General features: G+C 66.4%; 10 protein-coding genes. 6 read left to right on the top strand and 4 right to left on the bottom strand.

Annotated features, from left to right (window positions below; all coding sequences use genetic code 11):
• Positions 1-114: 114 nt before the first annotated feature.
• Positions 115-1,857: a thiamine pyrophosphate-binding protein gene (locus ACK2VC_RS08400; protein ID WP_486733135.1), complete on the bottom strand. Its 1,743-nt coding sequence runs from the start codon at positions 1,855-1,857 to the stop codon at positions 115-117.
• A gap of 88 nt (positions 1,858-1,945) precedes the next feature.
• Entirely contained in the window at positions 1,946-3,550 is a 1,605-nt protein-coding gene (locus ACK2VC_RS08395; RefSeq protein WP_486733134.1) for an FAD-binding dehydrogenase, read from the bottom strand.
• 176 nt (positions 3,551-3,726) lie between these two features.
• Between ACK2VC_RS08395 and ACK2VC_RS08390 the strand changes: the two genes are divergently transcribed.
• Together ACK2VC_RS08390 and ACK2VC_RS08385 are read left to right on the top strand one after the other, a co-directional pair.
• Positions 3,727-4,665, top strand: coding sequence for a LysR family transcriptional regulator (locus ACK2VC_RS08390; protein ID WP_486733133.1), 939 nt, complete (start codon positions 3,727-3,729; stop codon positions 4,663-4,665).
• A 34-nt stretch (positions 4,666-4,699) separates the two neighbouring features.
• Positions 4,700-6,193 carry an aldehyde dehydrogenase family protein gene (locus ACK2VC_RS08385; protein WP_486733132.1) on the top strand — a complete coding sequence of 498 codons (1,494 nt, stop codon included), beginning with the start codon at positions 4,700-4,702 and terminating at the stop codon, positions 6,191-6,193.
• Between the two features lie 16 nt (positions 6,194-6,209).
• Here ACK2VC_RS08385 and ACK2VC_RS08380 read toward each other — a convergent pair whose 3' ends face one another.
• The gene (locus ACK2VC_RS08380) at positions 6,210-6,890 is read right to left on the bottom strand and encodes a TetR/AcrR family transcriptional regulator (RefSeq protein WP_486733131.1); all 681 of its coding nucleotides are present in this window, start codon (positions 6,888-6,890) and stop codon (positions 6,210-6,212) included.
• A gap of 60 nt (positions 6,891-6,950) precedes the next feature.
• Positions 6,951-7,853 carry a beta-keto acid cleavage family enzyme gene (locus ACK2VC_RS08375; RefSeq protein WP_486733130.1) on the bottom strand — a complete coding sequence of 301 codons (903 nt, stop codon included), beginning with the start codon at positions 7,851-7,853 and terminating at the stop codon, positions 6,951-6,953.
• Between the two features lie 190 nt (positions 7,854-8,043).
• Between ACK2VC_RS08375 and ACK2VC_RS08370 the strand changes: the two genes are divergently transcribed.
• Genes ACK2VC_RS08370 through ACK2VC_RS08355 form a run of 4 tightly spaced genes read left to right on the top strand, consistent with a single transcriptional unit; the run spans position 8,044 to position 12,541 of the window.
• On the top strand, positions 8,044-8,811 hold the full coding sequence (locus tag ACK2VC_RS08370) for an enoyl-CoA hydratase-related protein (RefSeq protein ID WP_486733129.1): 768 nt from the start codon (positions 8,044-8,046) through the stop codon (positions 8,809-8,811).
• Positions 8,812-8,846: 35 nt separating this feature from the next.
• Positions 8,847-10,004 (top strand): acyl-CoA dehydrogenase family protein, encoded by a 1,158-nt coding sequence (locus ACK2VC_RS08365; RefSeq protein WP_486733128.1) that lies wholly within the window; start codon positions 8,847-8,849, stop codon positions 10,002-10,004.
• A 33-nt stretch (positions 10,005-10,037) separates the two neighbouring features.
• Complete coding sequence (locus ACK2VC_RS08360; protein ID WP_486733127.1) at positions 10,038-10,922, top strand: SDR family oxidoreductase; 885 nt, start codon at positions 10,038-10,040, stop codon at positions 10,920-10,922.
• Positions 10,922-12,541 carry an acyl-CoA carboxylase subunit beta gene (locus ACK2VC_RS08355; protein ID WP_486733126.1) on the top strand — a complete coding sequence of 540 codons (1,620 nt, stop codon included), beginning with the start codon at positions 10,922-10,924 and terminating at the stop codon, positions 12,539-12,541. Before ACK2VC_RS08360 ends, ACK2VC_RS08355 begins: the two co-directional genes overlap by 1 nt.
• Positions 12,542-12,589: the final 48 nt, after the last annotated feature.

Genomic DNA, 12,589 nt, shown 5'->3' with positions numbered 1-12,589 from the left:
AAATCGATAGAGCGATTTTGCGCCGCCAATCTGCTTCAGTCGCCAAACTGCCACGCGCGATCCGGTTTCGCTCCATTCCTCTGAGGCGCTGACGTCCAGTCATGGACGTGATGCTCACTCCGGCTTCACCACGCGCCGCCACAAGGCGCGCCCCACCATCCTCATCTTGTTGCCGGGTGTCATGCGATCCAGGTTGGTTTTGACGATGCCCTTGGTGAAGCGCGTCTTTTTCGAGTAGTCGATATGGACGTCGACGATCACCGGCCGGCCCTGTGCCGCCTCGGCTTGCGCGCGCTGGATGGTGGACTCGATGTCGGCGTCGCTGGCGAGCCGCAGGTAGACCGCGCCGACCGCGTCGGCGATGCCGCGAAAGCGCACTTCCGGCAGCACGGTGCAGGCCTTGCGGTTGTACGGCAGATCCTGCGCCTGTGAAATCTGCGACAGCTCGCCGTCGTTAAAGATGTATTGCACGACGCCCAGCCGGTGTTCGGCCGCGGTCAGCAGTTCCAGCGCCGTCATCAGGAAGGCGCCGTCGCCGACGATGCCGACCACCTGCTGCTCGGGGTGGCTCAGCTTGACGCCGATCGTGGCCGGCACGCAGTAGCCCATGCAGTTGAAGTCGGTCGGGGAAAACACATGCCGGCTGCGGCTGGCGGCGAACAGCTCCGCCATCAGGAAGGTGTGGTTGCCGTCGTCGGCGATGACATAGGCGTCGTCCGGCAACTGGCGGCGCAGCGCCTGGAAGAAGCGCGCCGGATTGACCCGGCCCTGGCCGTCGTGGCGCAGCCATTCGTCCAGATACGCTTCTTTGTCGCGCCGGATTTGCTGGCGCAATGCGCTGGCGTCGCGCGCGCCCAGCAGCAGCGGCGTCAGGCGCTCCAGCAAGGCTTGCAACACGGCGCGCGCATCGCCTTCGAGCGTGACTTCGGCCGGGTAGTTGGCGTTGAAGACGGCCGGGTTGATGTCGGTATGGATCAGTTTCCAATCCGGCCGCAGGCCGAAGCTGCCGGTGGCGATTTCGCCGAAGCGGGTGCCGACCGCGAGCAGCACGTCGCACTCGGCAAACGCGTTTTCCGCCGCCGGCACCGCCGCCGGGCCGATGCCCATGCCGGTATGCAGCGGATGGCTGGCCGGAAATACCGAGAGGCCCTGCAGCGTGGTCGCCACCGGCGCGCCCAGCCGCTCGGCCAGTTGCATTGCCAGCTCGGTGGCGTCGGCCGCACCCCAACCGAGGAACAGTCCGGGACGCCTGGCACCGGCCAGCAGTTGCGCGGCCCGCTCCAGCGCGGCCGCATCGAGCGGCTGGCTGCAGTTGGGGCTGGGCTGGTAAGTCGGCAATCCATCCACCTCGCCCGGGAACAGTTGCAGATTGACCGGGATTTCGACGAACACCGGCCCCGGCTCGCCGCCGCTCGCCAGCCGTGCCGCCTCGAAGATGGTGGGGATGATGTCCTGGTGCGTGGCGACGCGCCAGGCACCCTTGGTGATCGGCTTGACCAGTGCGAGCTGATCGAGCTCGTGCAACTGATAGCGAAAATCGCTGTCGTTGCGCGTGCCGCCGGAAATCACGATCAGCGGTATACCGTCGAGAAAGGCTTCGCCGATGCCGGCGGCAGCCAGCGCGGTGCCGGCTGCCGGCACGATCAGCAAGGCGCCCAGGTAATCGTTGGTGCGGCTGACCGCATCGGCCATGAAGCCGGCCGAACCTTCATGCGTGATGCGGATCGGCGTGATGCTGGGCGAGGACGCCAGTTGATCGTAAATTTCCGTGTTGTGCACGCCGGGAATACCGAAGGTGTAGCGCACGCCGATCTGCTCCAGCGCATAGCGCACCAGTTCTGCTCCGGTTTTCTTCATGTTGTGTCCCTCCAGGAATCTGGTTTTTAAAAATGGATGGCGGTAAACGACGCTGGATTCCCGCCTGCGCGGCAACGACACCCCCTGGCTAACCGGCGATATGCCGCGCCGCCGCGCGCGCGGTCAGGATGCAGCCGGACAGGAAGGTGCCTTCCAGCGAACCGCGGCCGCTGCAGCCGCCGCCGCCGAAGCCGGCCGCTTCACCCACCGCGTACAGGCCTGCGATCGGCTCGCCATCCGCGCCCAGCACGCGGCTGGCGAGATCGGTCTGGATGCCGCCGGTCGATTTGCGGGTCAGGATGTGGCAGCGGATCGCCAACAGCGGACCGGCTGCCGGGTCGAGGATCGGCTGGAAATTGCAGGTGCGCATACGGTCGCCGCTCCACTGCCGCAGTTGCGCGATGCGGCGCAACTGGTCATCGTTGTGAAAGCGCTTGCCGCGCCGCATCTGCGCGTCATACGGCGTGATTTCCTGTTCCAGCACGGCGGCCGACAGCCGCTGGTCGCCGGCCAGCGCGTTCATCTTCTGCACCAGTTGCGGCAGCGTCGGCGCCTGCACGAAATCCGGGCAGCGCGCCAGCAGTTCATCCACCAGCGGCGGATTGCCGCGCAGCATTTGCCGGATGAAAGCCAGCAGGCGGCGGTCGCGGATCGCCGGGTTGTGCTCGGCGCCGGACGCCGCCAGTTCGCGGATGGCGATCTTGCGGTTCAGCACCTGCCAGGTATACGGCCACTGGTTTTGCGCAATCTGCGCCACCATCTCGCGTGTGTCGAAACCGCTGACCAGCGGCACCGGGCCGATGCGGCGGCCGTCCGGGTCCAGCCACAGCGCGCTCTTGACCGGGATCAGGCTCAAGCCGTGGCCGTCGAATTGCGGGTTCGGGTGATGCACGCCGGCGGCGTAGTTCCACATCTGCTCCAGGTGGGTCAGATTGCCGCCGATACGCGCCACTGCGTCGTGCAGCCGGCCGTCGGCGTGTGGATGCGAGCCGTTCAGCAAGAGCGCCGGCGCGGCCCCCCATTCGCGCGGCCAGTGCTGCCGCACCCGCGCCAGATCGCCGGTAATGCCGCCGGCGGCGACCACCGTTTGTTCGGCGGCGACGCTGAATTCGGCGCCGCTGGCTTCGTCAATGCCGGTGCAGCCGCTGACCGCGCTGCCGCCGCGCAGCAGTGCGCCGACCCGATGCCGCAGCAGAATCTGCAGCTTGGCGCGCTGCGGATGCCGCTCCAGCGCGCCCAGCAGCAGGCGCGCCATGCGCTGCGAGGCGCCCCAGATCACGTGATAGCGCGGCAGCGAATTTCCCGGGCGCATCAGGCCGCGCTCGACCCATTGCACCGCCGGAATGAAGCGCACGCCGTGGCCGCGCAGCCATTCGTAGACGTCCGGCGTGCAACGTTCGACGTAGTGTTCGGCCCAGCGCCGAGGCCAGAGATCGCGGCTGTCGAATTGCGCCAGGCTGCACCAGTCGGCTAGCGCCAGCGCCGCGCTGTCGCGGATGCCGAGCCGGCGCTGCAGCGGCGTGTCGACCAGCGCCATGCCGCCGAACGCCTGCAGCGCCTGGCCGCCGAGCGCGTGCTGATCGCCGCGCTCGATCAGGCAGACATGGCGCCCGCGATCCAGCAGTTGCAGCGCGCTGACCAGCCCGGCCAGGCCGCCGCCGACGATGGCGGTATCGGTTTGGATGTGCCGCATCGCGTTCTCCCTCGCTTGCAACGATGTTCGTGGCGGCGGCTCCGCCTGGCCGGCGTGAACCGCGTTATTAGATTGAAGGCTCTTACTATTCCGCCACGATTGGCCGTAGTATCTGGCGTATTCGGCAACCTGTCCAATGAGTAATTTTTCGGCTACCGATATCCGGGAGTTATCAGATGAACCTGAAGCAGTTGCAGCATTTCGTCGCCTTGGCGGCGGCCGGCAACATGCATCGCGGCAGCGCTCGGCTGAATATCTCGCAGCCGGCGCTGTCGAAAAGCATCCGCGCGCTGGAGGACGAGTTGGACGTGGTGCTGTTCGAGCGCCTGTCGCGCGGCGTGCGGCTGACCGCGGTCGGGCACTGGCTGTGGTCGCGCTCGTCGTCGCTATTGGCCGACCTGCAGGAAGTGCGCACCGAAATCGATCTGATCAAGCGCCAGACCAGTAGCGCAGTGCGGATGGCGGCCGGCACCGTGCTCTGTTCGTCGCTGATTCCGGCGTGCCTGGCGCGGCTGCACGAGGTCGCCGCCAGCATCCAGATGACGGTCGAATCCGGCTACTGGGATAACCAGAAGCAGATGTTGCTGAATGGAGAAATCGACTTCCTGGTGGCGGACGCGCGCGAGTTGGAGGATATTATTGAATTCGAAATCGTGCAGTTGCCGCCGGAGCCGATTTGCGTTTACGCTCGCGCCGGCCATCCGCTGGCGAAACGGAAAAGACTGGCGCTGGGGGATTTGCAGGATGCCGCCTTCACCGGCTTGACCAGATTGCCAAAGGAGCTGGAAAGGATCGTGCAAATGTATCCCGAATTGCCGCCCAGCCGACCGGCCGCCGCCACCGTCTGCAGCAACGATTTCGGCCTGTTGCGCGCCAGCGCGATGCTGAGCGACCTGCTGTTTTTTGCGCCGCCGAGCGCGGTGCGCGAGCAGGTCGCCAGACGCGATCTGGTCAAGCTGAACCTGAGCTTGCCGGCGCGTCTGCAAACCCATTTCGCCATCGTCTGGCTGAAGAGCCGCAAGTTGTCGACTTCGGCGGAATTGATGAAACATACGATCATCGAGTGCGCCGCGCAACTGTTTTGCCCGAGCCAGGCCGAGGCGCGCACCGCATAGCATCAGCGGTTTTCTGATCCAGCAAGGAGAAAACATGAGCATCAGCATGAGTGTGGAAAGTCGGCCGGAGCCGGCCCCGGTCGCGCTGGCGGCGGTCGCCGAAAGCGATCCGCAACGCATCCGGGCGGTATTCGCCAGCCAGCAGGAAACCGCGCTGCGCTGGCGCGCATCGACCGCGGCCGAGCGCATCGCCCGCATCAAGAAGCTGCGCGCAGCGGTACTGGCGCAGCGCGCAGCTTTCCACGCGGCCTTCATGCAGGATTACCGCAAGTCGCCGTCGGAAGTGGAAGCCACCGAATTGCTGCCGGTGCTGGACGAGATGCGGCATGCGATCGGCCGCGTCAAGCGCTGGATGAAACCGCGCCGGGTGTGGCCGACCGCGACCATGCTCGGCACTTCGGGCCGGGTGCAGTACCAGCCGCGCGGCCGGGTGTTGATCATCGCGCCGTGGAACTATCCGCTCAGCCTGTGCTTCGGCCCGCTGGTGTCGGCGCTGGCGGCCGGCAACACCGCGATCATCAAGCCGTCCGAGATGACGCCGGCGGTCTCGGCCCTGATGGGCCGCATCATCCGCGAGGTATTTCCCGAATCGGAAGTCGCGCTATTCGAAGGCGCCGTGGCCACCTCGCAGACACTGCTCGATCTGCCCTTTGATCACATCTTCTTCACCGGCTCGCCGGCGGTCGGCAAGATCGTGATGGCGGCCGCCGCCAGGCACCTGACCAGCGTCACGCTGGAGCTGGGCGGCAAGTCGCCGACCATCGTTACGCCGTCGGCCGACCTGAAGCTGGCCGCCGAAACGCTGATGTGGGGCAAATTCCTGAATGCCGGCCAGACCTGTATCGCCCCCGATTACGTGTATGTGCACGAATCGGTGAAGAGCGATTTCATCATCGAGTGCCGCGCGGTGCTGCAGGCGCGCTATGGCGCCGGCTCCGCCGACCAGAAGCAGAGCGCCGACCTGACGCGCATCGTCAACCGGCGCCATGCGCAGCGGGTGGCGGCGCTGCTGGACGACGCTACCGCCCGTGGGGCGGTGGTGCAGACTGGCGGCGTGGTGGATCTCGAACAATGCTATGTCGCGCCGACCGTGCTGGACGAGGTTCCGCATGACGCCGCGATCATGCAGGAAGAAATCTTCGGCCCGCTTCTGCCGATCCTCGGCTATGCGCAACTGGAGCAGGTGATTGCCGATATCAACGCGCGGCCGAAGCCGCTGGCGCTGTATGTCTGGAGCCGCGACCGCGAGGAAATCGAGACCGTCCTGGCGCGCACCAGTTCCGGCGGCGCCTGCGTCAACCACTGCGTGATGCAGTTTGCGCACGGCGGGCTGCCGTTCGGCGGCGTCAACAATTCCGGCATCGGCAGCGCCCACGGCCATTACGGCTTCCTGGCGTTTTCGCATGAGCGGGGGGTGCTGCGCTCGTCGCCGCTGATGCTGGTCAAGCTGTTCTTTCCGCCCTTCACTCGCGCACGGCAGCGCCTGATCCGCGGCGTGGTCGATCTGCTGCGGCTGCCGATGCTGTGAGCGGCGCTGCCGCCACTTAGCGCGCCTTGTTTTGCGGCGCGCTGCGCAGCAGGAACTGCACCGCCTGCTCGGACAGTTCCTCGATGCTGACACCGGCGCCGGCGCGATACCATTGCGCAGTCCAGTTCAGGGCGCCGAACAACAACAGCTTGTCGAGTTTGGTCGGCATTGCCCAGTCGCCGGAGCGCTGCAGCGCCTCGATCACCTCATCCCAGATCGCTTCGTAGCGATCGGTCAGGGCGACGATTTTGGCGCGCTCGGCCGCGTCCAGCGCGCGCCCTTCATACAGCAGCACCGGGATGAAGTCATGGTTCGGCGCCAATAGCGTCTTCAGGTGCACCAGCACCAGTTGCCGGAACGCCTCGCGCGGCGGCAGCGCCTGCGCGGCAATCGCCTCGATCTCGGCCAGCGAGCGCGCCATGCCCTGTTCCATGATCGCCACCAGGATGTCCTGCTTAGTCTTGAAATGGTAGAACCAGCTCCCCGCCTGCATGCCGGCGGCGGCGGCGATGTCGCGCACGGTGGTCTTGTCGTAGCCCTTTTCGCGGAACAGCTTGGCGGACTTGGCGATCAGTTCGTTGCGCCGGCCTTCGTCTTCCGGCCTGGTGCGCTCCGGCTGGCGCGCGGCGGCCGGTTTTTTGCGGGCAGCCTTGGCGCCGGCGGCCGGTGCGGGCTTGGTGTTGTTGAGTTTCTGCATCTGTGGGTCGTTATCGGGCTGCGATTCGCCGCTGCCGGAGGGCGCGGCGAGTGCCCGCCATTATAGGGAATGCGCCGTGCCATCCGGTACGGCCGCTTGCGGCGGCAAATTCATCATCGCGCGCGCCTCGTGCACGTTGGCGACTTCGCGCCCAGCCTCGCGCGCAACCCGCGCCATCGCCTCGATCAACTGCCCGTTCGAGTCGGCCTTGCTGCCGTCGGGCAGATAGAAGGTGTCTTCCAGGCCGGTGCGCAATTGCCCGCCCAGTTCGGCGGCGCGCCGATGCAGCGGCCAGACGTTGCCGCGGCCGATCGCGGTCACTTGCCAGTCGCTGCCGGCCGGGATCAGGCCGAGCAGGATCGGCAGCAGGGCCGGATCGGCCGGCATGGCGGATTCCACCCCCATCACGAAGTTGTAGTGCGGCGCACCCGGATAAAGGCCGGTTTTGACGAACATCTCGACGCAGCGCACGATGCCGACGTCGAAGCATTCGAATTCCGGAATTGTGCCGGTTTCCCGCATCGCCGCCAGGAAGGCTTCGATCTTGCCGACCGGGTTGTCGAACAACATCGGCGGCCAGGCCCATTTGCCGGCTGCGGTGACTTTCAGGTAGTTCAGCGAACCGGCGTTGCAGGCCGCCACTTCCGGCCGGATTGCGCGCATGCAGGCGAGCGGGCCGCTGATGTCGGCGCCGACCACGCCGGTCGACTGATTGAAGATCACGCCCGGACAGGCGGCGCGGATCGCCTCGGCAATCGCGCTGGCGACCTGCGGCTCCCACGACGGCAGGCGGCCCATGCCCGGCTGCTGGCTGCGGAAATGCACATGCATCACGCTCGCTCCGGCGTCAAAGGCGGCCTTGGCTTCGCGCGCCATTTCCTCCGGCGTCACCGGCACCGGATGCTGGTTGGGGTCGGTTAGGACGCCGGTCAGGGCACAGGTGATGATGGCTTTCTGGCTCATGTTCGATCCTTGAGAAGGCATGGTGGGCGCTGGCGCGGAAGGCGCGCGGCGCGCTTGATCGCCGTTGCGAAAATCTTATGCCGGGCACGAAATTAAAGCAAGCGATTGATTTCCTGTGCTACATTATATCCGTCCGCTGCCGCCCTGCCAGGCGAGCGGGTGACGGCCGAGATTACCGGATGGAGGTTTCATGAGTAATGACTTGCTGGTGGAAAGACGCGATCGGGTGCTGTGGCTGACCATCAACCGCGCCGAGCGCCGCAACGCGATCAACGGCAACGTCCTGCTGGGAATCAAGCAGGCGCTGGAAGACGCCAATCGTGACAACAGCCTGCGCGCGCTGGTGCTGACTGGCGCCGGCGAGCGCGCCTTCTGCTCCGGCGCCGATTTGCAGGAGCCGTCGTTCAAATTCGATTATTCGCAACCCTACCAATGGTTCGCCGATCTGCTGCGCGCCGCGCGCCGCTCGACCGTGCCGCTGATCGCGCGCGTGAACGGCGCCTGCATGGCCGGCGGCATGGGCCTGTTGGCGATGTGCGACCTGGCGGTGGCGGCGCGCGGCGCCAGCTTCGGCCTGCCGGAAGTGAAGATCGGCGTGTTTCCGGCGCAGGTGCTGGCGATGCTGCAGCACCAGGTGCCGCGCCGGGTGCTGACCGAGATGTGCATCACCGGCGAGCCGCTGGACGCGCAGCAGGCGCTGGCCTATGGCCTAGTCAACCACCTGGCCGACGACGACCTGGACGCCAAGCTGGACTGGCTGCTGGCGCGGCTGCAAGACAAATCGCCCAGCGCGATCCGGCGTGGCTTGTATACGTTGAAGCAGATCGAGGCGATGCCGTTCGAGGCGTCGATGGCGTTCACCGAAAGCCAGATCGGCCTGTTTGCGCTGACCGAGGATTTCCAGGAGGGCATCGCAGCCTTCATCGCCAAGCGCAAGCCGAACTGGAGCGGGCGCTGAGCCGGCCGCAGCGGCCGTCAAAATTGAGGACAAGCATGTACCACGCACTGCCACCATCGAAACGGGATTGCACCGAAGAGCATGAGGCCTTCCGCGCCACCGTGCGCCGCTTCGTCGACCGGGAGATCCTGCCGCACGTCGACGCCTGGGACGAAGCCGAGACCTTTCCGCGCGAACTGTACCGGCGCGCCGCCGACCTGGGCTTGCTCGGCCTCGGCTTCCCGGAGCAATACGGCGGCACGCCGGGCGACCTGTTTTACGGCATGGTGATGGTGGAAGAGCTGACGCGCTGCGCCAGCGGCGGCCTGCTGGCCTCGTTATTCAGCCACACGATCGGCGCACCGCCGATCGCCGCCGGCGGCTCGGAGGAATTGAAGGCGCGCGTGCTGCCGCAAATCCTGTCCGGCGCAAAGATTTCGGCGCTGGCGGTGACCGAGCCGGACGGCGGCTCCGACGTCGCCAACCTGAAGCTGCGCGCCGAGCGCGACGGCGACCATTACGTGCTGAACGGCAGCAAGATCTTCATCACTTCCGGCATGCGCGCCGACTACATCACGGTGGCGGCGCGCACCGGCGGCCCGGGCGCGGCCGGCGTTTCGGCACTGCTGGTCGAAGGCGACACGCCGGGGCTGGCGCGCACGCCGTTGAAGAAGATGGGCTGGTGGTGCTCGGATACCACGCAACTGCATTTCGAGGATTGCCGGGTGCCGGCGGCCAACCTGCTGGGCCAGGAAAACGGCGGCTTCCAGATCTTCATGCTGAACTTCAACCAGGAACGGCTGGCGCTGGCCTTGCAAGCCTACGGCTTTGCGCGGGTGTGCCTGGACGAGGCGTCCGACTGGGCCAACACGCGCACCACCTTCGGCAAGCCGCTGGTCGGGCATCAGGTGGTGCGCCACAAGCTGGTCGAGATGGCGACCCGGATCGAGGGCACGCGCACCCTGATCGAAGACTTGACGCGCCGGCTGCAAGAGGGCGAGTCGCCGATCCCGCAGATCTGCATGCTGAAGAACTTCGCCGGCCAAACCCTGCAATTCTGTGCCGATCATGCGGTGCAGATCCTGGGCGGCATGGGCTACATGCGCGGCACCAAATCCGAACGCATCTACCGCGAAGTCAAGGTCAACATGATCGGCGGCGGAGCCGAGGCGGTGCTGAACGAACTGGCGGCACGACAACTGGGCTGGGCGTAACGACGCCGGCCGGTAAAAACGAGGAGGTGGACAGTGTATCGCTCGATTTTCAAACCGGGCCTGTTTCAGGACCAGGTGGTGATCGTCACCGGCGGCGGCAGCGGCATCGGCCGCTGCACCGCGCACGAGCTGGCGGCGCTCGGCGCGAGCGTGATGCTGGTCGGCCGCACGCCGGAAAAACTGGAGACGGTGGCGCGGGAAATTGCCGACAGCGGCGGCCGCGCTCATTCTTACCCATGCAACATCCGCGAGGAAGACGCGGTGGCCGCGCTGATCGCGCAGATCGTCGCCGGGCACGGCCGCGTCGACGCGCTGGTGAACAACGCCGGCGGCCAGTTCCCGGCGCCACTGAAGGACATTTCGCGCAAGGGCTGGGAAGCGGTGCTGCAGACCAACCTGACCGGCGGCTTCCTGATGGCGCGCGAATGCCTGAAGCAATCGATGCAAAAGCGCGGCGGCGCGATCGTCAACATCGTCGCCGACATGTGGGGCGGCATGCCCGGCATGGGGCATTCGGGCGCGGCGCGCGCCGGCATGGTCAACTTCACCGAAACCGCGGCCTTCGAATGGGCCACATACGGCGTGCGGGTCAACGCGGTGGCGCCCGGCTATGTCGCCTCGTCCGGGCTGGATGCCTATCCGCCCGAAGTGCGCGACATCATCCTGCAGGCCGGCAAGCAGGTGCCGCTGCAGCGCATGGCGAGCGAGGCGGAAATCTCGGCGGCGATCGTGTTCCTGCTGTCGGAAGCGGCCTCCTTCATCACCGGCGCGGTGCTGCGGGTGGACGGCGGCCGGCCCAACGTGCGGCTCGGCTTTCCGCTCGCCGCCCAGCGCCGTACGACAACCTTCAGCGGCTTCCACCTGGCGCGCCTGCCGAAGGTGCTGCAAGGGAATACCGAAGACGGGGAGCCAGCATAATGCCGCAGATCGAATCGGGCATCGTGCCGCAGAGCGCGCTGTTCCAGCAAAACCGCGCCGCGCTGCTGGAGCAGGTGCGCGAGCTGCGCGCGCTGGAGCAGCGCGCGCGCGACAAGTCGGAAGCATCGCGCCCGCGCTTTGAAAAGCGCGGCCAGTTGCTGCCGCGCGAGCGCCTGGGTCGTTTACTCGACCCCGGTGCGCCGTTCCTGGAATTGTCGACCCTGGCCGGTTTCTGCCTCGACAAGCCGGACCCGGCGAAGTCGATTCCGGGCGGCGGCTTGGTGGCCGGCATCGGTTTTGTGGCCGGCGTGCGGGCGATGATCGTGGTCGACGATTCCGGCATCGACGCCGGCGCGGTACAGGCGATGAGCATCGAGAAATTCCAGCGTGCGCAACAGATCGCGCTGGCGCAGAAGCTGCCGTTCATCCACCTGGTGGAAAGTGCCGGCGCCAACCTGCTGAACTACAAGGTCGAGACCTTCATCCTGGGAGGCAGCGGCTTCTACTGGCTGGCGCGGCTGTCGGCCGCCGGCTTGCCGGTGATTACCGTGGTACATGGTTCCAGCACCGCCGGCGGCGCCTACATGCCGGGGCTGTCCGACTACGTGGTGATGGTGCGCGAGCGCGCCAAGGCCTTCCTGGCCGGCCCGCCATTGCTGATGGCGGCCACCGGCGAAGTGGCGAGCGAGGAAGAACTGGGCGGCGCCGAAATGCACGCCGCCACCTCCGGCCTGGCCGAATACCTGGCCGAGGATGATGCCGACGCCTTGCGCATCGCGCGCGACATCGTTGCCGCGCTCGACTGGAACCGGCTGCTGCCGCCGCTTGCCAGCCCATATGTGCCGCCGCGCTACGGCGCCGAGGAATTGCTCGGCATCGCCTCCACCGACCACAAGAAGCCGCTCGACATGCGCGAAATCATCGCCCGCATCGTCGACGCTTCCGATTTCCTCGAATTCAAGCCGGACTACGGCCCGGCCACGCTGACCGGCCATGCGGCGATCTGCGGCATGCAGGTCGGCATCCTCAGCAACAACGGCCCGCTTGATCCGGCCGGCGCCACCAAGGCTACCCACTTCATCCAGCTCTGCTGCCAGTCGAATACGCCGCTGTTGTACCTGCAAAACACCACCGGCTTCATCGTCGGCAAGGCTTCCGAGCAGGCCGGCATGATCAAGCACGGCTCGAAGATGATCCAGGCGATGTCGAACGCGACGGTACCGCGCATCACGCTGCATTGCGGCGCCTCGTTCGGCGCCGGCAACTACGGCATGTCGGGGCGCGGCTTCTTCCCGGATTTCTGCTTCAGTTGGCCGAACGCGAAGACCGCGGTGATGGGGCCGGAGCAGGCCGCCAACACGATGGCGATCGTGATGGAAGGCAGCATGCGGCGCAAGGGACTGGACATCGATAAGACCAGCATCGATGCGATGCGCATGATGGTGATCGACACCTTCGAGAAGCAGACCAGCGCCGCGCACATTTCCGCGCGCCTGTTGGACGATGGCGTGATCGATCCGCGCGACACGCGCAAGCTGCTGGCCTTCGTGCTCTCGGTGTGCGACGAAGGCCGGCGCCGCCAGCTGCATCCGGTGCAGTTCGCGGTCGCCCGCCCTTAGCCGTCGCCTACCCTTTCCGACACTTCCGATAATTCGAATACCAGGAGA

This window comes from Herbaspirillum sp. WTB6, from assembly GCF_057457785.1.
Note: the sequence above shows the minus strand (reverse complement) of the source record. Positions and strands in the feature narration are given on the sequence as shown.

What these genes read in the sequence shown, in the direction of transcription:
- ACK2VC_RS08400 (WP_486733135.1), bottom strand. Translation starts at nt 1,857, where the DNA reads ATGAAGAAAACCGGAGCAGAACTGGTGCGCTATGCGCTGGAGCAGATC.
- ACK2VC_RS08395 (WP_486733134.1), bottom strand. Translation starts at nt 3,550, where the DNA reads ATGCGGCACATCCAAACCGATACCGCCATCGTCGGCGGCGGCCTGGCC.
- ACK2VC_RS08390 (WP_486733133.1), top strand. Translation starts at nt 3,727, where the DNA reads ATGAACCTGAAGCAGTTGCAGCATTTCGTCGCCTTGGCGGCGGCCGGC.
- ACK2VC_RS08385 (WP_486733132.1), top strand. Translation starts at nt 4,700, where the DNA reads ATGAGCATCAGCATGAGTGTGGAAAGTCGGCCGGAGCCGGCCCCGGTC.
- ACK2VC_RS08380 (WP_486733131.1), bottom strand. Translation starts at nt 6,890, where the DNA reads ATGCAGAAACTCAACAACACCAAGCCCGCACCGGCCGCCGGCGCCAAG.
- ACK2VC_RS08375 (WP_486733130.1), bottom strand. Translation starts at nt 7,853, where the DNA reads ATGAGCCAGAAAGCCATCATCACCTGTGCCCTGACCGGCGTCCTAACC.
- ACK2VC_RS08370 (WP_486733129.1), top strand. Translation starts at nt 8,044, where the DNA reads ATGAGTAATGACTTGCTGGTGGAAAGACGCGATCGGGTGCTGTGGCTG.
- ACK2VC_RS08365 (WP_486733128.1), top strand. Translation starts at nt 8,847, where the DNA reads ATGTACCACGCACTGCCACCATCGAAACGGGATTGCACCGAAGAGCAT.
- ACK2VC_RS08355 (WP_486733126.1), top strand. Translation starts at nt 10,922, where the DNA reads ATGCCGCAGATCGAATCGGGCATCGTGCCGCAGAGCGCGCTGTTCCAG.